This is a genomic window from Robertkochia solimangrovi (assembly GCF_007279655.1).
Classification (GTDB): Bacteria; Bacteroidota; Bacteroidia; order Flavobacteriales; family Flavobacteriaceae; genus Robertkochia; species Robertkochia solimangrovi.
In genome coordinates, this window is record NZ_QKWN01000001.1 from 740,176 (window position 1) to 760,687 (window position 20,512).

General features: G+C 42.9%; 18 protein-coding genes. 8 read left to right on the forward strand and 10 right to left on the reverse strand.

Annotated elements, in window-relative coordinates:
- Positions 1-111 precede the first annotated feature (111 nt).
- The 4 genes from DMZ48_RS03155 to purN all read right to left on the reverse strand — a co-directional run bounded on the left by DMZ48_RS03155 (position 112) and on the right by purN (position 4,216).
- The gene (locus DMZ48_RS03155; RefSeq protein ID WP_143953633.1) at positions 112-2,010 is read right to left on the reverse strand and encodes an amidophosphoribosyltransferase; all 1,899 of its coding nucleotides are present in this window, start codon (positions 2,008-2,010) and stop codon (positions 112-114) included.
- 28 nt (positions 2,011-2,038) lie between these two features.
- Positions 2,039-2,965, reverse strand: a complete 927-nt coding sequence (locus tag DMZ48_RS03160; RefSeq protein WP_143953634.1) for a PfkB family carbohydrate kinase — start codon at positions 2,963-2,965, stop codon at positions 2,039-2,041.
- A 227-nt stretch (positions 2,966-3,192) separates the two neighbouring features.
- Positions 3,193-3,660 carry a ribonuclease HI gene (gene rnhA, locus DMZ48_RS03165; RefSeq protein WP_143953635.1) on the reverse strand — a complete coding sequence of 156 codons (468 nt, stop codon included), beginning with the start codon at positions 3,658-3,660 and terminating at the stop codon, positions 3,193-3,195.
- Complete coding sequence (gene purN / locus DMZ48_RS03170) at positions 3,650-4,216, reverse strand: phosphoribosylglycinamide formyltransferase (RefSeq protein ID WP_143953636.1); 567 nt, start codon at positions 4,214-4,216, stop codon at positions 3,650-3,652. The genes rnhA and purN overlap by 11 nt, the downstream gene beginning before the upstream one ends.
- A gap of 179 nt (positions 4,217-4,395) precedes the next feature.
- Between purN and DMZ48_RS03175 the strand changes: the two genes are divergently transcribed.
- The 5 genes from DMZ48_RS03175 to pyk all read left to right on the forward strand — a co-directional run bounded on the left by DMZ48_RS03175 (position 4,396) and on the right by pyk (position 8,743).
- The gene (locus DMZ48_RS03175; protein WP_143953637.1) at positions 4,396-4,629 is read left to right on the forward strand and encodes an acyl carrier protein; all 234 of its coding nucleotides are present in this window, start codon (positions 4,396-4,398) and stop codon (positions 4,627-4,629) included.
- 101 nt (positions 4,630-4,730) lie between these two features.
- The gene (fabF, locus tag DMZ48_RS03180; RefSeq protein ID WP_143953638.1) at positions 4,731-5,981 is read left to right on the forward strand and encodes a beta-ketoacyl-ACP synthase II; all 1,251 of its coding nucleotides are present in this window, start codon (positions 4,731-4,733) and stop codon (positions 5,979-5,981) included.
- A 15-nt stretch (positions 5,982-5,996) separates the two neighbouring features.
- Positions 5,997-6,737 (forward strand): ribonuclease III, encoded by a 741-nt coding sequence (gene rnc, locus DMZ48_RS03185; protein ID WP_143953639.1) that lies wholly within the window; start codon positions 5,997-5,999, stop codon positions 6,735-6,737.
- A 103-nt stretch (positions 6,738-6,840) separates the two neighbouring features.
- A complete protein-coding gene (locus tag DMZ48_RS03190; RefSeq protein ID WP_143953640.1) occupies positions 6,841-7,326 on the forward strand; it encodes an IPExxxVDY family protein in 486 nt (161 codons plus the stop codon).
- Complete coding sequence (gene pyk / locus DMZ48_RS03195) at positions 7,316-8,743, forward strand: pyruvate kinase (RefSeq protein WP_143953641.1); 1,428 nt, start codon at positions 7,316-7,318, stop codon at positions 8,741-8,743. Before DMZ48_RS03190 ends, pyk begins: the two co-directional genes overlap by 11 nt.
- An 85-nt stretch (positions 8,744-8,828) precedes the next feature.
- Here pyk and DMZ48_RS03200 read toward each other — a convergent pair whose 3' ends face one another.
- The 6 genes from DMZ48_RS03200 to DMZ48_RS03225 form a co-directional block, all read right to left on the reverse strand.
- The gene (locus tag DMZ48_RS03200) at positions 8,829-9,659 is read right to left on the reverse strand and encodes a 3-keto-disaccharide hydrolase (protein ID WP_242009092.1); all 831 of its coding nucleotides are present in this window, start codon (positions 9,657-9,659) and stop codon (positions 8,829-8,831) included.
- A gap of 2 nt (positions 9,660-9,661) precedes the next feature.
- On the reverse strand, positions 9,662-10,411 hold the full coding sequence (locus tag DMZ48_RS03205) for a 3-keto-disaccharide hydrolase (protein WP_143953642.1): 750 nt from the start codon (positions 10,409-10,411) through the stop codon (positions 9,662-9,664).
- Between the two features lie 4 nt (positions 10,412-10,415).
- Entirely contained in the window at positions 10,416-11,468 is a 1,053-nt protein-coding gene (locus tag DMZ48_RS03210) for a sugar phosphate isomerase/epimerase family protein (RefSeq protein WP_143953643.1), read from the reverse strand.
- Between the two features lie 27 nt (positions 11,469-11,495).
- A complete protein-coding gene (locus DMZ48_RS03215) occupies positions 11,496-12,638 on the reverse strand; it encodes a Gfo/Idh/MocA family protein (protein WP_143953644.1) in 1,143 nt (380 codons plus the stop codon).
- Positions 12,639-13,871 (reverse strand): nucleoside permease, encoded by a 1,233-nt coding sequence (locus DMZ48_RS03220; RefSeq protein WP_143953645.1) that lies wholly within the window; start codon positions 13,869-13,871, stop codon positions 12,639-12,641. It lies immediately after the preceding gene.
- A 108-nt stretch (positions 13,872-13,979) separates the two neighbouring features.
- On the reverse strand, positions 13,980-14,981 hold the full coding sequence (locus DMZ48_RS03225; RefSeq protein ID WP_143953646.1) for a sugar phosphate isomerase/epimerase family protein: 1,002 nt from the start codon (positions 14,979-14,981) through the stop codon (positions 13,980-13,982).
- 143 nt (positions 14,982-15,124) lie between these two features.
- Between DMZ48_RS03225 and DMZ48_RS03230 the strand changes: the two genes are divergently transcribed.
- The 3 genes from DMZ48_RS03230 to leuS all read left to right on the forward strand — a co-directional run bounded on the left by DMZ48_RS03230 (position 15,125) and on the right by leuS (position 20,511).
- Positions 15,125-16,840 carry a GMC oxidoreductase gene (locus DMZ48_RS03230; RefSeq protein ID WP_143953647.1) on the forward strand — a complete coding sequence of 572 codons (1,716 nt, stop codon included), beginning with the start codon at positions 15,125-15,127 and terminating at the stop codon, positions 16,838-16,840.
- Between the two features lie 12 nt (positions 16,841-16,852).
- On the forward strand, positions 16,853-17,494 hold the full coding sequence (locus tag DMZ48_RS03235) for a gluconate 2-dehydrogenase subunit 3 family protein (RefSeq protein WP_143953648.1): 642 nt from the start codon (positions 16,853-16,855) through the stop codon (positions 17,492-17,494).
- Positions 17,495-17,697: 203 nt separating this feature from the next.
- On the forward strand, positions 17,698-20,511 hold the full coding sequence (gene leuS, locus DMZ48_RS03240) for a leucine--tRNA ligase (RefSeq protein WP_143953649.1): 2,814 nt from the start codon (positions 17,698-17,700) through the stop codon (positions 20,509-20,511).
- Position 20,512: the final 1 nt, after the last annotated feature.

The following is a 20,512-nucleotide window of genomic DNA, read 5'->3' on the forward strand; positions in this document are numbered from 1 at the left end:
GCTATGGTGACATAAAGATAAGCGGTAAGTTTTTGTTTAATGTTAATTATCGGTTAAAATGCACAAAATACCGATGAAATGCACATTATCTTCGATAAAATCCAAATATTATTAATAAGCTCTCTCCTTTATTCCTTCGTAAAAATTGATGAAAGCTCTGTTAACCACACGGTTACCACCCGGAGTTGGGTAATCTCCGGTGAAATACCAGTCACCTAGATTTTTAGGACAAGCGATATGTAGATTATCAACCGTTTGGTAAATGATACTTACTTCCGCATTGATGCCCTCCGGACTCAGAATTTCTGAGATCTTAGCAGATATCTCTTCATCTGTAAAAGGTTCATAGATGCGTTGTACCGCATTGACTACCTCCTTGTCGTCAAGATCAACCTGAGACTTACAGCTATCGTATACTTCTTCTACTATATAATAGGTGTCGCGTTCTTCGTGAAGCGCCAATGCAGCTCGGAAAGCAACAAGGTCTTCCAGGCGCGCCATGTCGATACCATAACAATCTGGATATCGAATTTGTGGTGCCGAGGATACCACAACGATCTTCTTAGGATTCAGGCGGTCCAGTATTCGAAGGATACTTTTCTTTAGAGTAGTTCCACGTACGATACTGTCATCGATAATAACAAGGTTGTCAGTTTTTTTAACCGAACCATAAGTGATATCATAGACATGTGCAACAAGATCATCACGGCTGCTGTCTTCTGTGATAAATGTTCTCAGTTTAGCATCCTTGATCGCGATCTTTTCGATCCTTGGTCTGAGCGATAGTATCTTATGTAGCTTTTCTCTGCTCAGGTCTTTGCCTGCTTCCAGGATCAGCTGCTCCTTTCTTAAATTCAGATAATTCTGTGCTTCTTTGACGAGTCCGAAGAAGGAAGTTTCCGCCGTGTTTGGAATATAGGAGAAAACGGAATTCTGCAGATCTCCGTCAACCTCTTCTATGATCTTGGGAAGTAAAAGACTGCCGAGTTTCTTACGTTCCTTGTAGATCTCTGCATCGGATCCTCTTGAGAAATAGATACGTTCGAAGGAACATGCCTTGCGTTCAAGAGGTTCCAGTATTTTTTTCAGTTTGGTTTCTCCACTTTTCTTAATGATGATAGCTTTTCCCGGTGGCAGTTCTTCGATGTCTTCGAATTCAACATCGAATACGGTTTGTATCACCGGACGTTCAGATGCCACTACAACCACTTCATCATCCTGATAAAAGTAAGCCGGGCGAATACCTGCCGGATCACGAAGTACGAAAGCATCACCATGTCCGATAAGTCCGGCCATGGCATAACCACCATCCCAGTTTTTGGCAGCTTTTCTAAGGATCTTGGCAACATTGAGTCTGTCGGCAATGATCGGTGAAGCTTCCATTTTATTGAAACCTTCTTTTTTGACCTCTTTGTAGAGTTTGGCTACTGCATCATCCAGGAAATGACCGATCTTTTCCATTACGGTAATGGTATCTGCTTTTTCCTTTGGATGTTGCCCGAGTCTGATCAGGTTGCTGAAGAGCTCGTTTACATTGGTCATATTAAAGTTACCGGCTACGATCAGGTTACGATGCATCCAGTTGTTTTGTCTAAGGAATGGGTGAACACTCTCGATACTGTTCTTTCCGAAAGTACCATATCTAACATGTCCGAGCATCAACTCCCCAACATAAGGAACCTCTTTTTTCATCAGGTTCATGTCATTCTGATACTCAGGATTCGCGATAAGCTCTTCATTGATTCTGCTGTTGATCTGATTGAAGATATCCTGAATAGGCTGACTCTGATTGGAGCGAACTCGGCTCATATATCTTTCGCCGGGTTTCATATTCATTTTAATGCTCGCAAATCCTGCTCCATCCTGCCCTCTGTTATGCTGCTTTTCCATCATAAGGTACATCTTATTGATGCCGTAAAAAGCAGTGCCATATTTTTCTTTGTAATACTCCAAAGGTTTACGGAGCCTTACGAGGGCGATCCCACATTCGTGTTTAATAGCGTCACTCATTGTAAATATTTAAAAACCGCAACGGTTGTTATGCTAAGTTGATATCAAATTGTGTCAGGTTTCTGAACTGCTCCAGGCGTTCAAAAACTTCTTTTTTATCTAAGCCCTGCATTCTTTCGGTTCCAAACTTCTCCACACAGAAAGAGGCGAGGTTGGATCCGTAGATCACGGCATTCTTCATATTTTCAAAAGAATAATCTTCGGTAAGGGCGAGGTATCCTGCAAATCCTCCGGCAAAGGTGTCGCCGGCACCCGTGGGGTCGAACACATCGCGTAACGGTAAGGCAGGTGCAAAGAATACATTTTCACCATTAAATAGTAAAGCACCGTGTTCTCCTTTTTTGATCACTACATATTTCGGACCCATTTCATGGATCTTTTCAGCTGCAGTTACCAACGAGTATTCTCCGGAGAGCTGTCTTGCCTCTTCATCATTGATCGTAATAACATCTACTTTGGCGATCACCTCTTCTAATTCTTTTGGAGTATGATTCATCCAGAAGTTCATAGTGTCCAGTACCGTCATTTTAGGTTTTGTTTCCATCTGATCGATTACGCTCATTTGGACGGAGGGATGTAGATTTCCTAACATCAGTACTTCCGAATTTTTAAATCCTTCAGGAACGACCGGCTGAAAATCAGCGAGAACATTAAGCTGGGTGTCCAGGGTTTCTCTCACATTGAGGTCGTTCATGTATTTTCCTTTCCAGAAAAAAGTTTTTCCTCCAGGTACGATCTCAATACCGTCAGTATTGATACCATGTGTTTTTAATAATTCGAAATATTGGCTCGGAAAGTCTTCACCGACAACAGATACGATCGCAGCATCTATTCTGAACTGAGAAGCGGCAAGTCCGATAAAAGTACCGGCACCGCCCAGAATCTTGTCAGTTTTACCAAAAGGGGTCTCTATAGCATCAAAGGCTACCGTACCTACAATTAGTAATTTACTCATGCAGTTATTTTTTTTGCAAATATAAGCTAACTTTTCAGTATACCTTTTCTGTTTGGCAAAAGATTGAGGATCAGTGACGATACTCATGAGAATTTGATCGCTCGTTCTTGGCTTTCAGCAGGTTGTGACACACATATAACTAATATACTAAATCTTTTCATCTGAAAACTATTACGACTGAGTATCCGTGTCTGAAGATTGTAAGGTGCCTGGCGGCAGGATCGTCACTATTCCTCAAATCCTGTGTCAATAAGTAATTTTGAATTCTTGGAAGCTTCCACTGCCAGGAAATCACAGCGTTCGTTCTGTGGGTGATTGTTGTGGCCTTTAACCCAGATAAAGTCGACTTTATGTTTGCGGTATTCTCTTAAAAATGCCATCCAGAGATCAGCATTTTTCTTACCGCTGTAGTTTTTCTTTTCCCAACCGAATACCCAGCCTTTTGTAACTGAATCGATCACGTATTTGGAATCGGAGAATACCAGGACGGTTGTATTGGGTTTTTTTAGTTTGCGGAGTGCTTCGATCACGGCCAGTAGTTCCATCCGGTTATTGGTGGTTTTACGAAATCCTTGCGAAAACTCTTTACGGTAAGGTTTGCCTACCCACTCCATTATAATACCATAACCGCCGGGACCAGGGTTGCCACGGGAAGAACCATCTGTATATATATGTACTTCAGCTTTATTCTGCATGTAACAATTGATCTATGATTACCGGGAAATGTGCATATTCCAGTTCGTGAACCTTGGCGGCTACATCTTCGGCGGTATCGGTTTCAGCTACGGGGGTGCTTTGCTGAAAGATCACAGCACCTTCATCATAATGCTCATTCACATAGTGTATCGTTATGCCGGATTCCTTCTCCTTATTTTCGATAACTGCTTGATGTACGAACATGCCATACATTCCTTTTCCGCCGAATTTTGGGAGTAAAGCAGGGTGAATATTGACGATTTTACCAGGAAAAGCCTTTACCATATCCTCCGGAACCTTCCATAAAAAGCCTGCCAGAACAATAAGGTCCGGAGACAGGTTTTGAAGGAGTGAAGTGACGATTCCGGCCTCAAATGCCTTGCGGTTAAAACTCATGGCAGGCACCTTTAATCGATTGGCGCGATCGAGTACGGCGGCCTCCTTCTTGTTGGATAATAACAAGCTGACAGTTACTGAATTATGATCTTTGAAGTAGTTGATTATATTCTCTGCGTTGGAACCTGAGCCGGATGCGAAAATGACAATTCTTTTCATGAGAAAACACGACATTTATTGATCTGACAAAAAAAAGAATAAAAATTAACAATCAGAGGGTAAAATCTAAATAGTTGGTTTAAAATTGCTAACTTTAAAAGCACATTTTATCGTCAAAACGTTTTTTTAAAGCAAAGTTTTTTATTTTTGCCAACAATTAAATTTTAAAACAAAAAATTATGTCAGACATTGCATCAAGAGTAAAAGCGATTATCGTAGACAAATTAGGTGTAGATGAAAACGAAGTTGTGCCGGAAGCAAGCTTCACTAACGATTTAGGCGCAGACTCATTAGACACTGTAGAATTGATCATGGAGTTTGAAAAGGAATTTGATATCCAGATCCCTGATGATCAAGCCGAAAATATTGCTACTGTTGGTCAGGCGATCAAATACATAGAAGAAGCAAAATAAGATTTTCAATAAAGTTACTACCAAGGAATTTATTCATGCAATTTTGTGTGAATAAATTTTTTTGGTAGATTATCTTCTTTAAGAATTCAAAATTTATTCAGATGGAACTGAAGCGGGTTGTAGTTACAGGACTTGGTGCCTTAACGCCAATTGGTAATAACATAAAAGAATATTGGGAGAGTCTCAAGAACGGGGTTAGCGGTGCTGCACCGGTGACTCATTTTGATGCTTCAAAATTCAAAACTCAATTCGCTTGTGAGGTAAAGAATTTTAACCCTGCCGATTTTATCGACAGAAGAGAAGTTCGCAGAACCGATCGATTTGCTCAATATGCAATGGTTACAGCTGACGAAGCTCTTTTGGATTCCGGACTTGATCTGGAAGCGGTGAATAAATATCGTGTCGGAGTGATCTGGGGAGCCGGTATCGGAGGATTGGAGACCTTCCAGGAGGAAGTTACCAATTATGCTCTCGGTGACGGAACACCAAGATTCAATCCGTTCTTTATTCCTAAAATGATCGCTGATATCGCGCCGGGATTAATTTCTATTAAATATGGATTTATGGGACCTAACTATACTACGGTCTCAGCCTGTGCCTCGTCTGCGAATTCAATCATTGATGCGCTTAATTCAATCAGACTCGGTCACACTGATGTAGTGATAACCGGTGGGTCTGAGGCAGCTGTTACAGCTGCAGGAATGGGTGGGTTCAATGCCATGCATGCCATGAGTACCAGAAACGACGATCCAAAAACTGCGTCCAGACCGTTCGATGCAAACAGGGATGGATTCGTTCTTGGAGAAGGTTCCGGAGCCCTTGTTCTGGAAGAATACGAACACGCAGTGGCCAGGGGTGCCAAAATCTACGCTGAAGTTGTAGGTGGCGGACTCTCGTCAGATGCGTATCATATGACAGCTCCTCACCCGGAAGGGATCGGAGTGGTGGCAGTTATGAAAAACTGCCTTGAAAATGCCGGAATTAAACCGGAAGATATCGATGCGATCAATACGCACGGTACCTCGACTCCTCTTGGAGATGTTGCCGAACTGAAGGCTATCGGTAAGGTTTTCGGTGATCATGCTAAAAACATCAATATCAACTCTACGAAATCGATGACCGGTCACTTACTCGGAGCTGCCGGGGCTGTAGAGGCTATCGCTTCCATCCTTGCGATGGAACACAGCCTGGTGCCACCAACGATCAACCATGAGACAGTTGATGAGAACATTGATCCCGAATTGAACCTGACCCTCAATAAAGCTCAGGCACGCGATGTGAAATACGCGATGAGTAATACCTTCGGATTTGGTGGTCACAATGCTTGTGTGATCTTTAAAAAACTAAATTAGTCATAACCCATTTGAATGAAGTTCATTCGCAAAATATTAAATTCCCGATCCGACCAGGACGGGGATTTTTTTTTAGAATTGACAAAAATTCTCGGGTTTAAGCCCAAAGACCTCGAATTTTATCGGAAAGCGTTTACCCACCGTTCCGTTAATAAAAAGGACGATGAAGGAAATCCGATCAACTATGAACGGCTGGAATTTCTTGGTGATTCCATGCTGAGTGCCATTATTTCCCATTACCTTTTCAATGAGGTCCCCTCCGGAGATGAAGGATATCTTACCAAAATGCGTTCCAAGGTGGTTTCCAGAGAACACCTCAATGAACTCGGTAAGGATCTCGGGCTAATCAATTTCGTCCGTAGCAAGATTCCTAAAGATAATTTCGGAGAGAATATTCACGGAAATGTATTTGAGGCCCTCGTCGGAGCGATATATCTGGACAGAGGTTATCATTTTTGTGAACGTTTTATCCAGAAAAGAGTGATCGATCCCTATGTCGATATCGAACAACTCGAAGGCAAGATCATCAGTTATAAAAGTCTCATTATCGAGTACTGTCAGAAGGAGAAAAAGAAGTTCTTTTTCGATGTCTATGAAGATGATGGAAATGAAGATATTAAACATTTTGGAGTAAAACTCTATATCAATAATAAGCTGATCGCCAAAGGGCGTGCTACGTCAAAAAAGAAGGCAGAAGAGATTGCGGCAAAACGCACGTATTATGCACTTCAAGCCAAAATTGACGAGATAATTTGAAGATACTATAACGTTTTCGTTAAAATTTTGATACTAAGGACGTTTCAAAAGTTGCTAAGTCGGTGTCAGAATTATATCTTTACATTTCCTTGTAAAAGCACATATGGCTGTCTACAAACTATTGGATGATTTTTACGAACACGCTTTCTCCCTGATCGCCATTCACGGATCCCTGGAAGATTTCAGGTTAGCCTATTTCCTTAATGCTACCGCTGGTTTAAAGCTTCAACGGCTTAAAAATGACCTGCTTGTCAATGGGGATGAAAGGTATCCTGTGTTTGAATGGTATGATGAGATGAAAGAAGTTCATTGGAACCTCGTAAAAAATCGATCTAGAATGCAATATGAGCAAACGATAAAACAAACTAGTATGTTCGAAGGCAAAAGCGCCTATAAAACCACCTGTCTGATTCCGGAATATCCCAAAGTGGATTTTTTCCTTAAAATCGATAATGAAGGTAAATACCCTTATACAGCGGTGCTTACCCAACGAATTAAGGATATACCGCAGGTGATAACCGCCTATGAAATAGAACCCAAACAATTAAAATCAAAAAACAACTTAATTTTCCTGACTGATGCCTATTAATAAGAAAACAAAAATTGTAGCAACACTTGGTCCCGCAACTAGCACTAAGGAAGTTATAAAACAAATGATAGAAGCGGGAGTGAATGTTTTCCGCATCAATTTTTCTCATGCCGATTACGAAGATGTTAAAGAGCGCATCCAAATTATTCGCTCTTTAAACGACGAATACCACTATAACACCGCTATACTCGCCGACCTTCAGGGGCCTAAATTACGTGTAGGGGTTATGAAGGAAGACGTAGTGGTAAGTCCGGGTGATGAGATCACTTTTGAAACCGGAACCCCATTTGAAGGGAATGCTGAAAGAGTCTACATGAATTATAAGGAGTTTCCAAGGGATGTTAATCCTGGTGAACGTATCCTTCTCGATGATGGTAAGCTCATCTTTGAGGTTGTCGCTACCGATAAAAAAGCCAAAGTACAAGCTAAAGTTATTCAGGGTGGTCCGCTACGTTCCAAAAAAGGGGTGAACCTGCCAAATACAAATATTTCTCTTCCGGCCCTTACAAAGAAGGATATTAAAGATGCAATTTTTGCATGTGAACTGGAAGTTGACTGGATTGCTCTTTCATTTGTTCGTCATGGTTCCGACCTGATGGATCTTCAGAAGCTGATCGCAGAACATTCTGATTATAAAATTCCGATTGTTGCCAAGATCGAGAAGCCTGAAGCCGTTGAGAATATCGATAAGATCGTTGCTTATTGTGACGGGCTTATGGTTGCGCGTGGTGACCTCGGTGTGGAGATTCCTGCACATGAAGTGCCATTGGTACAGAAGCAGTTGGTACTTAGAGCTAAAAAGGCCAGAATACCAGTAATCATCGCTACACAGATGATGGAGACTATGATCAGTAGCCTTACACCTACCAGAGCTGAGGTAAATGATGTTGCTAACTCGGTTATGGACGGTGCAGATGCTGTGATGTTATCCGGTGAAACCTCCGTAGGAGCTTATCCTGTACAGGTGATCGAAAAGATGTCGAGTATCCTTACCAGTGTGGAACATTCTCCGCTGATCAAAGTGCCTCAGGAACCACCACATATCAAAACCAAACGTTACATTACGAAATCTGTTTGTTATCATGCTGCCTCTATGGCAAATGAGATCAATGCAAAAGTTATTTCTACACTTACCAATAGTGGGTATACTGCATTCCAGATCTCTGCATGGAGACCGAAATCTTATATTCTTGTATTTACTTCGAATAAGCGAATCCTTACCCAGCTTAGTATGCTTTGGGGAGTTAAGGCATTCTATTATGATAAGTTCGTAAGTACTGATCAAACCATAGAAGATGTAAACCAGATCGCTTGTGACAAAGGATTCCTTGAAAAAGGTGATATGATGATCAGTCTTGCAGCGATGCCGATCAAAGAAAAAGGTATGGTGAATACGCTTAGAGTTACCGAGATCTGATAAAGAATTAAAATATCATTATATAAAAAGAGGTTGTCAATTTTGACAACCTCTTTTGTTTATAGCGTATTTAAAAAAGTGTTCATTATAGTTTACGAACCCAGATATTTCTGAAGCTTACACCGCTATTATCATGATGATCCTGTAATTTTAACGGTCCGTCACCATGCTTTTCATCTTTTGGCCATCCGATGTATTCGGTGGTTCCATAAAGCACTGTATGGTCTTGTACAAGCACACCGTTCAGTAAAACCGTGATGGTGGCTGCTTTGGTCTTATTACCGTCCTTATCCCACTGCGGAGCATGATAGATAATATCATATTTCTGCCATTCGCCGGAAGGGTTGGCAGCATTTACCAGGGGAGGGTATTGTTTGTATAAAGAACCTGCTTGCCCGTTCACATAGGTTGGATTGTCGTAATTATCCAACACTTGTAGTTCGTATTTTCCCTGGAGGAAAATGCCGCTGTTGCCACGATGTTGACCTTCTCCGCGAGGTGTTTCAGGGTTTTTCCATTCTATGTGTAATTGTATATCGCCGAAACGCTCTTTGGTCTCGATATCACCAGCTCCATCTTTAACGGTCATACTTCCATCGGGATTGATGATCCATTTGGCTGCCTCTCCGTTGTCCACACTTTTCCATGCGTCCAGATTGGATCCGTCGAAAAGGATCTCTGCATCGCTCGGAACATTGTTTTCTGCACTCACAGGCGTAACCTTAGCCGGTACGGGTTCATAATATTCAGTGTCTTCCGGAGTAGTTGGAGACGGACCGGAATACTTTTCAGCCGTATAGGCGGAAACAACTCCCGGATTTGACTCTTTTTGCATGGTTACCGGAGCTTCCTCCTTGGTCTCATTACAGGAGATGATAAGGAAGCTGGAAACAAATAACAGATTTAAAGTTCTCAAGATTAAAGGCGTTTGATTTTAATATTTTTGAAGGCAACTTCATTACCGTGGTCCTGCAGACAGATCTTTCCGGATTCACTTTTTCCGAAAGCTTCCCAAGCTTTGAATTTGGAATTTGCAACCATGTTGTCCCACTCCTCTCCATGAACCGGAAATTCAACAACACGCTTTCCGTTGAGATCTACACTTCCTTTATTCTCATTATGATCGATGCGGATCACAAAGTGATTCCATTCCCCGGCTGGATTTACCGCATCGTCGAAAGCTGGAGCTACAAGGTCATAAAGTGCGCCGGCCTGATGAGTTTTCCCTGCTTTGGCATCGGGATGTCTTTCATTATCGAGAACCTGAATTTCAGGGCCACTCATATACGGTTCTTCGTATTCCGGTAATTCCTGAACCGCCCACATAATTCCGCTGTTGCCTCCTTCAGAAATATTCCAGTCCAGAGTAAGTTCAAAATTGGTAAAAGTCTCGTCGGTAACGATATTGTGACCGGAACTTCCATCAGGCTTGAAGATCAGCACGCCGCCTTCGATCTTCCATTGCTCCGGCATAACATCATCAGCCTCACCGTAAGTGTGCCAGGCATCCGTATTGGTGCCATCAAAAAGTACTTCCCAGTTATCCTTGGTTTCAGTCATAGCGGGTGTTTCCTTTTCAGTCATTGTAGCGGGTTCTTCTTTCGGTTTGTTTTCCTTGCAGGCAAATAAAAGAAGTAGCGCAACCGCGGTTATACTTTGTTTGATCATGGATTTATAGATTTAAGATTCTTTTCAGTTTATTTTCATCGATCTCAGCACCGGCAAAATCATCAAATGCTTTTTCCGTTGCTTCTATGATATGTCTTTGAATAAAAGGAGCACCTTCCCGTGCACCCTGTTCCGGACTTTTGATACAACATTCCCATTCCATCACGGCCCATACATCACAACCATACTGGGTCAATTTGGAGAAGATGCGCTTAAAGTCGATCTGGCCATCACCCAGAGAACGATACCTTCCAGCCCGGTCACCCCAGTTATTGTAGCCTCCGAATGCACCTTTTTTTCCGGTAGGGTTAAATTCTGAATCCTTTACATGAAATGATTTTATGAATTCGTGGTAGTGATCGATGTATTCGATATAATCTAATTGTTGTAAAACAAAATGCGAAGGATCGTATAAGATGTTAACGCGCTTATGATTTCCGGTGGCCTCCAGAAATCTTTCGAAAGTGTCTCCGTCATGAATATCTTCTCCCGGATGTACTTCGTAGCATACATCAACGCCATAATTGTCATATTCGTTAAGGATAGGCATCCAGCGTTTTGCCAGTTCTTCAAATCCCATTTCCACCAATCCAGGTGGTCGTTGTGGCCATGGGTGGAAGGTATGCCATAACAAAGCTCCGGAAAAGGTCGCATGAACCTTGAGTCCTAGGTGATGACTTGCTTTGGCAGCCTTCTTTACGGTATCGACGGCCCAGGCAGTCCTTGCCTTTGGATTATTCTTAACAGCATCGGGAGCGAAATTATCGAACATGATATCATAAGCAGGATTTACCGCAACAAGTTGTCCCTGAAGGTGGGTAGAGAGTTCCGTGATCTCCAGTCCATAACTGTTGATCTTTCCTTTTAGTTCATCACAATAGGTCTTGCTTTCTGCTGCCTTGTCGAGGTCGATAAGAAAATCAACCCAGGTAGGAATCTGAATTCCCTTGTACCCAAGATCGGCGGCCCATTTACAAATGCCGTCAAGCGAATTGAAAGGAGCTTTGTCATCTACGAACTGGGCGAGGAAAACGGCTGGTCCTTTGATTGTTTTCATAAGTCTTTTTCTCTTTTTTTATTTCATTCAGGACAAAGGAGTCCATGCAGTATTATTCTTGTCACTTTGTACAGCTGCGTACATGAATTTAACTCCACGCAGGCCGTCTTTTACAGTAGGATATTCTTTCTGCGGAGAGGGTTCTCCGTTCAGTTCTGCCATGAGGTTGATGGCGAAGTTTCTGTAAATCGTCGCGAAGGCTTCCAGATACCCTTCCGGATGTCCTGATGGCACCCTGTTGGTCTGAGCTTCCTCATACAGGTCGTTACCCCCCGGCGTAAATACCTTAAGAGGTTTGTCCAGCCAGCGCGTTAGTAATTTGTTTGGTTCTTCCTGACCCCATTCCAGGCTTCCTTTTTCTCCATAGACTCTGATCGCGAGATTGTTCTCTTCTCCGGTAGCGATCTGCGAGAACGACATGGTTCCTTTGGCGCCGTTGTCGAGTCGTACCAGGATATTTCCGTCATCATCGAGGATACGTCCTTTTCCGAAACGACCCAGGTCTGCAGCAAGTTCAGCGATCTTGAGGCCGGTAATATATTCCAGTAGATTTTCCGCATGGGTTCCAATGTCGCCCAAAGCTCCTCCAATACCCGATTTCGATGGGTCTACACGCCAGGAAGCTTGTTTGTTATCGGTATTTTCCACATCGGTGGCCATCCAGCCTTGAAGATATTGAACCTGGACTTTACGTATCTTTCCCAGGTCTCCTTTTTGGATCATAGTCTTTGCCTGCTTCACCATCGGATAACCGGTGTAATTGTGAGTGAGGGCAAAATGAAGTCCGGTGTTTTCTACCAGGGAAACCAGTGTTTCAGATTCTTCTATTGTGAGGGTCATGGGTTTGTCACAAACCACATGAAAGCCATTTTCCAATGCCAACTTTGCAGGCCCGAAATGCATGTGATTGGGCGTGACGATCGCTATAAAATCCATGCGTTCTCCTTTCGGAAGTTCCTTTTCCTTGAGGATCATTTCTTCAAAACTGGCATAGCAACGGTCTTCCGGAAGAAAAAGTGCTTTTCCTGACTTTTTCGATTTCTCCGGAGTACTGCTAAAAGCGCCGCATACCAGTTCGATCAGGCCATCCATCATGGAAGCCTTTCTGTGAACATCACCGATGAAAGAACCGATTCCTCCACCAACCATTCCCATTCTTATTTTTCTCATTTATTGTGCTTTGTATTCAACTTTTTCATTTCGGAATAAAATAGCAAATAATATCAGGACTACAAAAGCAAATCCGGCAGGATATATCCAGATTTTTTCCCAGATGTGGGTGCCGTTTTCCAGCAGGAATGTATCCGTGATCTTACCGGCTACCCAAAAACCGATCAGCATCCCTACTCCATAAGTTGCAAGTGTAATCAATCCCTGTGCGGCACTCTTTACCTTAGGTCCTGCTTTGCTGTCAGTATAGATCTGTCCTGAAACAAAGAAGAAGTCGTAACAAATACCGTGTAAAGCGATCCCGATGATAAGCATGAATGCCAGTTCTCCTGAATTTCCATAGGCGAATAGCAGGTAACGAAGCGTCCAGGCCAGCATACCTGCGAGTATAGTCTTTTTAAATCCGAATCTTTTAAAGAAAAAGGGAAGTAGTAACATGAAGAGTACTTCCGAGATTTGCCCGATGGTCATTTTTCCGGTTGGGTTTTCCACTCCGATCTCCGCAAGAAAAGGGTTTGCATTCTGATAGTAGAAAGCCAACGGTATGCATATAAGTATGGAGGCGACAAAGAAGAAAAGAAAGTTCTTGTTCTTCAGTAACCCAAGCGCTTCAAGTCCTAGTATATCAGACAGGCTCACTTTTTTACTTTTATCGACCTTCGGCGGTGTCTTAGGGAGCGTAAAGCTGAATATTCCTAGGAAAGCGGAAGCGATAGCTACCATAAGGAAGGTGTTCTTTAGCATTCCTTCAGCACGGCCTTCGGCAGAATCCCAAAAGAAGACATAACTGATCAGGAGTCCTGCCACGATCCAACCGATGGTGCCGAATACCCGCACGAAGGAAAATTGTTTCGCCGGGTCGGTCATTTGGTTGAAGGAGATGGAATTCACCAGTGCGAGGGTAGGCATATACAAGATCATATAGCTCAATACCAGCGGGTAAAAACTTCCGAAGTCGGTACTCTGATACATCATATACATCAATATGGCACCGACAAGGTGGAGAATACCAAGTATTCTTTCAGCATTGAAATACCGGTCTGCGATGAGTCCGATAATAAAAGGAGCGATGATCGCTCCCCAGGATTGTGTAGAGAATGCCATTGCGGTCTGTGCGCCTGTAGCATTCAGGTTATTACCGAGAAAGGTTCCCAGCGTTACGAACCAACCGCCCCAGATGAAGAATTCGAGAAACATCATCAGGGAAAGTTGAAATTGTATTTTACTTTTCATATGGTTTTAGATAAGGTATTTAACGGGTCATAGGTAACCCCTGTGTTTTAAAGGTAATCAACAGGGGTTTATGAATTTTCAGATATTTGACAGTCGAATAAATACGCGCTAGGCAAGTTCGCCAGCAACTTTCAGAAGCAGTGCCTTGGTTGCGAGAATACCTTCCTCTTCAGAGAGTCGGTCTCCTTCATACTCCACTCCTACATAGCCTGTATAACCTGCGTCCTTAACGATCTTCATCATTTTCAGATAATCGATTTTGGTTTCATTTCCTTTAGCATTAAAATCATAGGATTTTGCACTTACGCCCTTTGCAAAGGGCATCAGTTCACCTACACCCTGGTACATGTCATATTCTTCCACGCAATCACCACCCCAGTTTCCTTCTCCATCACGTTTTACACAGAAGTTTCCGAAATCGGGTAAAGTTCCGCAATTGTCCATTCCAACGGCGGTAAGTACTTCCGCAAGTAAGGCAGCATCTGAAGAAAGCCAGCCATGATTCTCTACGATTACGTTTACGTTTTGTTTAGCGGCATATTCTGAGAGTTCTGTAAGCGAAGCGATAGAATTCTCTTTCCAAACTTCAGGATCCTTTGAGCCGAAAAGGTTTACCCGCATCGAATGGCATCCTAGTCCAGCAGTTGCATCAACCCATTTAAAATGATTCTCAACACCAGCTTTTCTAAGCGTCTGATCAGGGGTGGCCATCACACCTTCTTCTTCCGGTAGGTCGACCATCATGATCTGATTCTTCATCCCGTGGTCATCGCTGCGTTTTTTCAATTCCTTCACAAGTTGTTCCATTGGATTGGCAGCACCGGAATATTTTTCCAGTTCTTTTGCATATAACTGAGAAACATACTCGAGGCCTTCAAATCCCCATCCACTTGCTTTCGCTGCAAAATCCATAGGGCTCACGCTTCCGTCCCATATCATTCTGTGAATAGACCACTGAGCCAGAGAGAGTTTAAAGAAAGGGTCTGCTGAAGCCATTGCTTCAGGCAGATCTGAGGGTTTTTCGGTTTTCTGTTTGCATGCGTATAAACCTAATAATGAGACAGCTACACCTGCGCTACCGCTATTCATCAAAAATTTTCGTCTATTCATAAAAGTAGTTTGTTGGCAATTATTTTAACATATTATCAATTAAACAGTAAGTTAATTTAATTCTTAACAATTAAAAGATTCATCTAATGTAAAAAATTAATTTCTATATTTGAAAGGCTACATTAAAACTAACAGTATTTTAAATGAAGACTTTCTACTATAACCCCCCGCAGGAAGAGTACGATGCCATCGTAGTCGGAACCGGAATTTCCGGTGGTTGGGCAGCAAAAGAATTATGTGAAAACGGATTGAAAACTCTGGTTCTTGAAAGAGGTCGGATGGTTGAGCATGTTAAAGATTATACCACTGCTCATCTCGATCCCTGGGATCTCCCCAATGCCGGTAATCCTACTAAGGAAACACGGGAACGCAAGTTCAAACAACACCGTACCGGTTATACCACCAATGAGGCAAATCAGCATTTTTTTGTCGATGATATAAAACACCCTTATAATGAAGACCGTCGTTTCGACTGGATGCGTGGTTACCACGTGGGTGGTCGTTCTATAATGTGGGGACGTCAAAGCTATCGGATGGGTGATGTCGATTATGAAGCAAATCTCAAGGATGGAATAGCCGTGGACTGGCCGGTTCGTTATGCAGAACTTAAGCCATGGTATGATAAAGTAGAGGAATATATAGGAGTAAGTGGTGTTAATGCCGGACTTCCACAATTGCCGGATGGAATTTTCCTTCCGCCTATGGAGTTGAATTGTGTGGAACAGCATTTACAAAAATCCATTTCTGAGAAATACAGTGACCGAATGCTGATGATCGGAAGAGCGGCACATATAACTCAGGGAACAAAGCCCGGACTGGGAAGAACGAATTGCCAATACCGGAATCGTTGTATGAGAGGTTGTCCTTACGGAGCCTATTTCAGCAGTAATTCCTCCACGCTTCCGGCAGCCGATGCGACCGGAAATATGACGCTCAGACCTAATTCAATTGTGCATGAAGTGATCTATGATGATGTTACGCAAAAAGCGACCGGAGTCAGAGTGATCGATGCACTTACCAAAGAAACCATCGAATTCAAGGCCAAGGTGATCTTCCTTTGCGCTTCTGCCATCGCTTCTGCATCGATTTTGATGCAATCTAGATCAGAGCGATTTCCTGATGGAATGGGGAATGATTCCGGAGAATTGGGACACAATCTGATGGATCATCATTTCAGAGCCGGAGCAAGCGGAGATCATGATGGTTATAAAGACAGCTATTTTAAAGGACGTCGGGCCAATGGTATCTATATTCCGAGGTTTAGAAATCTCGGTGGCGATACCGACCATAAAGATTTTATACGAGGATATGGTTACCAGGGTGGTGCCAGCCGAAGTAATTGGGCTGAGTCCGTTAGTGAGTTAGGATTTGGAAAGGAACTCAAAGAGGCGATTCTCGCTCCAGGTGACTGGAATATGGGAATGACCGCTTTTGGAGAAACACTTCCTGACCATAATAATAGAATGTATCTGGATTATGACAAGAAGGATGAGTGGGGTCTGCCTACGGTGACCTTCGATGCAGATTTCGGAGCCAATGAAATAGCCATGCGTGAAGATATGAAGGTGCAGGCAGCGGAAATGCTCGAGGCAGCCGGATTTAAAAATGTACGTACCTATGATGATATCGGAGGAATGGGACTGGGAATCCATGAAATGGGGACAGCCCGCATGGGTCGTGATCCGAAAACTTCCGTACTCAATAAGTACAATCAGCTTCATGCGGTTAAGAACGTTTATGTTACAGACGGTGCTTTTATGACCTCGTCTGCCTGTCAGAATCCATCGCTTTCTTACATGGCATTCACGGCCAGAGCAGCGAATCACGCCGTAGAAGAACTCAAAAAAATGAACCTGTAAATCTCCTAAGAAATGGATAGAAGAAAAGCTTTAAGACATATCGGATATAGTGCCGGATTCATGGTGGCAACTCCAACAGTTTTGAGTATCCTGCAAAGTTGTACCACAGAACAGGCATCATGGATTCCAGCCAATCTTAGTGAAGATGAAGGGAAAATGCTTAAAAGGGTGGTGGATATCATCATTCCTAAAACCGATTCACCTTCAGCTTCGGAAGTGAATGTTCCTGAATTTATGGATAAGTATATCGGGGATGCGATCAATGAGAATGATCAGATCATCGTTCGATGGAAAATAAAAGGTTTGACCGATCAATTAAAGGCTGCCTATAATGAAGATCCGTCAAAGATCACTGATGAAGAGTATACCGAATTCCTGACCAAAAACCTGAAAGAAGCTTCGAAAGGGGCGTATGAGCTTTTTGGTAAATTTGATAGTTATACCGATGCGATCATGAAAGGGGAAGATATCGAATCTGAACCGCTGGTAGTGTCTTTTACTGCCCTTCATGATATCAGGGATATGGTGATCTTTGCCTATAAAAATAGTGAGATGGTGGGGGAACAGGTATTGGCCTATGATCCTGTGCCTGGAGCCTATATTGGATGTGATGACCTGCAAAAGCTTACCGGAGGTAAAGCCTGGTCCTTATAATATTTTAAAATGTGATATGCTCGATCAATCCTGCTTTTTAGCAGGATTGATGCTTTTTGGAAATATCATGATCATAACTCCTGAAACATTGAGCATTAATCATTAAAACACGTATTTTTGCGCTTCACAGCTAAAGAGATCATTATTGGAAGCGAAGGGAAGGAACATCCTCCCGGTCGCTTTCGGTTTTAAAGCAGAAAACGATGAAGTACAATTTCAATGAAATTGAAGCCAAATGGCAAAAATACTGGTCTGAAAATCAGACTTTCAAAGCAGAGAATAATTCAGATAAACCAAAGTTCTACGCACTGGATATGTTTCCTTATCCATCGGGAGCTGGATTACACGTAGGGCACCCCCTCGGATATATCGCATCCGATATCTATGCACGTTATAAGCGTCATAAAGGATTTAATGTCTTGCATCCAATGGGGTATGACAGTTTTGGACTCCCGGCGGAACAATACGCGATACAAACCGGTCAGCATCCGGCGGTTACTACTGAAACCAATATCAACCGATATCGGGAGCAGCTGGATAAGATCGGATTTTCATTTGACTGGAGCAGAGAGGTGAGAACCTCAAACCCTGATTTCTACAAATGGACACAATGGATCTTTATTCAGTTATTTAACTCCTGGTATGATAAGTCTGAAGAAAAAGCAAAAGATGTTACGGTACTGATCGAAGCCTTCCAAAAGAATGGAAATAATGGTATTGTGGCGGTATGCGATGAAGATACCCCTGCATTTACCGCAGCGGAATGGAATGGATTTACCACAGCGGAAAAAGAATCTATTCTCTTAAAATATCGATTGACATACCTGGCTGACACCGAAGTAAACTGGTGTCCGGCACTCGGAACCGTACTTGCCAACGATGAGATTGTCAATGGAGTTTCTGAGCGTGGAGGATATCCTGTGGTGCGTAAAAAGATGACCCAATGGAGTATGCGAATCGCTGCTTATGCGGAGCGTTTGCTGCAAGGGCTTACACAAGTAGACTGGCCGGAGCCATTGAAGGATATTCAACGTAACTGGATCGGGAAGAGCGTAGGTGCTCAGGTGCGATTCAAGCTTATGGATCATGATGCGGAGATTCCGGTATTTACGACGCGTCCTGATACTATTTTCGGAGTATCTTTTATGACCCTTGCTCCGGAACATGAACTGGTGGGTAAGATCACAACGGAAGCGCAAAAGGAAGCAGTTGCGGCTTATGTTGAAGCAACTGCCAAGCGAAGTGAACGCGAAAGAATGGCGGATGTGAAAACCATCAGTGGGGTGTTTACCGGTGCCTTTGCAGAACACCCTTTTACAAAGGAACCGATTCCAGTATGGATCGGAGATTACGTGCTGGCCGGTTACGGTACAGGTGCGGTGATGGCAGTACCATGTGGTGATCAACGTGATTTTGATTTTGCCAAACATTTTGAATTGCCGATTCCTAATATTTTCAAGGATACCGATATTACCGAACAGGCATTCGCTGATAAGGAAAATACCGTGATCGATAATTCGGATTTTCTCAATGGCCTCGATTATAAAAAAGCTACAGCTAAAGCGATCGCTGAACTCGAAAGTATCGGGCAGGGAGCAGGTAAGATCAATTACCGTCTTCGTGATGCAGTTTTTTCAAGGCAACGATATTGGGGTGAACCGTTTCCAGTATATTATGTGAACGGTATGCCAAAGATGATCGAAAAAGAGCATCTTCCGATCATTCTTCCTGAAGTGGAAAAATATTTGCCGACCGAGACCGGAGAACCACCGCTGGGTAATGCCAGGGTTTGGGCCTGGGATACGAATGAGAATAAGGTAGTGTCGAATGAAATGATCGATAACGAAACCGTATTTCCTTTAGAGCTCAATACAATGCCTGGTTGGGCTGGAAGCTCCTGGTACTTTAATCGTTATATGGATGCCGGAAATGATTCGGAATTCGTAGCGCAGCGTGCATTGGAATACTGGAAGGATGTAGATCTTTATATAGGAGGTAGTGAGCATGCTACCGGACATTTGCTTTACAGCCGATTCTGGCAAAAGTTCCTCTTCGATAAAGGATTGGTGCCTGTTGAGGAATTTGCTAAAAAGCTGATCAACCAGGGAATGATTCTGGGTACGAGCGCTTTCGTGTATCGATTGGAGAATACCAACACCTTTGTCTCTAAAGGATTGATCGAAGGTAGGTCTGTTCAGCCAATCCATGCGGATGTCTCAATGGTCAATGCTTCCGATGAACTGGATGTGGAAGCTTTCAGAAACTGGCGTCCCGAATATTCCGATGCAGAATTTCAGCTGGAAGGCGGGAAATATATCGTGGGCCGGGAAGTAGAGAAGATGTCGAAGTCGAAATATAATGTGGTAAGTCCTGACGACATCTGTAAAGAATATGGTGCGGATACCCTGAGAATGTATGAGATGTTTCTGGGTCCGCTCGAACAGGCTAAACCATGGAACACTGCCGGGATCACCGGCGTGTATTCTTTCCTGAAGAAATTATGGAAATTATATCATAATGGAGATGATTTTGAGGTGTCTGATGCAAAACCATCTTCGGAGAGTCTGAAGTCATTACATAAGACCATTAGAAAGGTTGAAGAGGATATCGATAATTTCTCTTTTAATACCTCAGTATCTACGTTTATGATTTGTGTTAATGAACTCACTGCTCAGAAATGTAATTCCAGAGCGATTCTCGAGCCATTGGCCGTACTGATATCTCCTTATGCTCCGCATATCGCTGAAGAGTTATGGCAGTTGTTAGGGCATAATGAGTCGATAGCCACAGCGCCTTTCCCGGTATTTGAAGCCAAATATCTTGTGGAAAGTACAAAGACCTATCCGATCTCCTTTAACGGTAAAATGAGGTTTACACTCGATCTTCCTGCAGATATGGGTAAGGAAGAAATTGAAAAGATCGTATTGGAGCACGAAAAAACACAGGCTCAGCTCGAAGGCAGAGCGCCTAAGAAGGTGATCGTGGTTCCAGGAAAGATCGTGAATGTTGTTGGATAAT

Coding starts and splice junctions, on each gene's coding strand:
- DMZ48_RS03155 (WP_143953633.1), bottom strand. CDS start 2,010: ATGAGTGACGCTATTAAACACGAATGTGGGATCGCCCTCGTAAGGCTC.
- DMZ48_RS03160 (WP_143953634.1), bottom strand. CDS start 2,965: ATGAGTAAATTACTAATTGTAGGTACGGTAGCCTTTGATGCTATAGAG.
- rnhA (WP_143953635.1), bottom strand. CDS start 3,660: ATGCAGAATAAAGCTGAAGTACATATATATACAGATGGTTCTTCCCGT.
- purN (WP_143953636.1), bottom strand. CDS start 4,216: ATGAAAAGAATTGTCATTTTCGCATCCGGCTCAGGTTCCAACGCAGAG.
- DMZ48_RS03175 (WP_143953637.1), top strand. CDS start 4,396: ATGTCAGACATTGCATCAAGAGTAAAAGCGATTATCGTAGACAAATTA.
- fabF (WP_143953638.1), top strand. CDS start 4,731: ATGGAACTGAAGCGGGTTGTAGTTACAGGACTTGGTGCCTTAACGCCA.
- rnc (WP_143953639.1), top strand. CDS start 5,997: ATGAAGTTCATTCGCAAAATATTAAATTCCCGATCCGACCAGGACGGG.
- DMZ48_RS03190 (WP_143953640.1), top strand. CDS start 6,841: ATGGCTGTCTACAAACTATTGGATGATTTTTACGAACACGCTTTCTCC.
- pyk (WP_143953641.1), top strand. CDS start 7,316: ATGCCTATTAATAAGAAAACAAAAATTGTAGCAACACTTGGTCCCGCA.
- DMZ48_RS03205 (WP_143953642.1), bottom strand. CDS start 10,411: ATGATCAAACAAAGTATAACCGCGGTTGCGCTACTTCTTTTATTTGCC.
- DMZ48_RS03210 (WP_143953643.1), bottom strand. CDS start 11,468: ATGAAAACAATCAAAGGACCAGCCGTTTTCCTCGCCCAGTTCGTAGAT.
- DMZ48_RS03215 (WP_143953644.1), bottom strand. CDS start 12,638: ATGAGAAAAATAAGAATGGGAATGGTTGGTGGAGGAATCGGTTCTTTC.
- DMZ48_RS03220 (WP_143953645.1), bottom strand. CDS start 13,871: ATGAAAAGTAAAATACAATTTCAACTTTCCCTGATGATGTTTCTCGAA.
- DMZ48_RS03225 (WP_143953646.1), bottom strand. CDS start 14,981: ATGAATAGACGAAAATTTTTGATGAATAGCGGTAGCGCAGGTGTAGCT.
- DMZ48_RS03230 (WP_143953647.1), top strand. CDS start 15,125: ATGAAGACTTTCTACTATAACCCCCCGCAGGAAGAGTACGATGCCATC.
- DMZ48_RS03235 (WP_143953648.1), top strand. CDS start 16,853: ATGGATAGAAGAAAAGCTTTAAGACATATCGGATATAGTGCCGGATTC.
- leuS (WP_143953649.1), top strand. CDS start 17,698: ATGAAGTACAATTTCAATGAAATTGAAGCCAAATGGCAAAAATACTGG.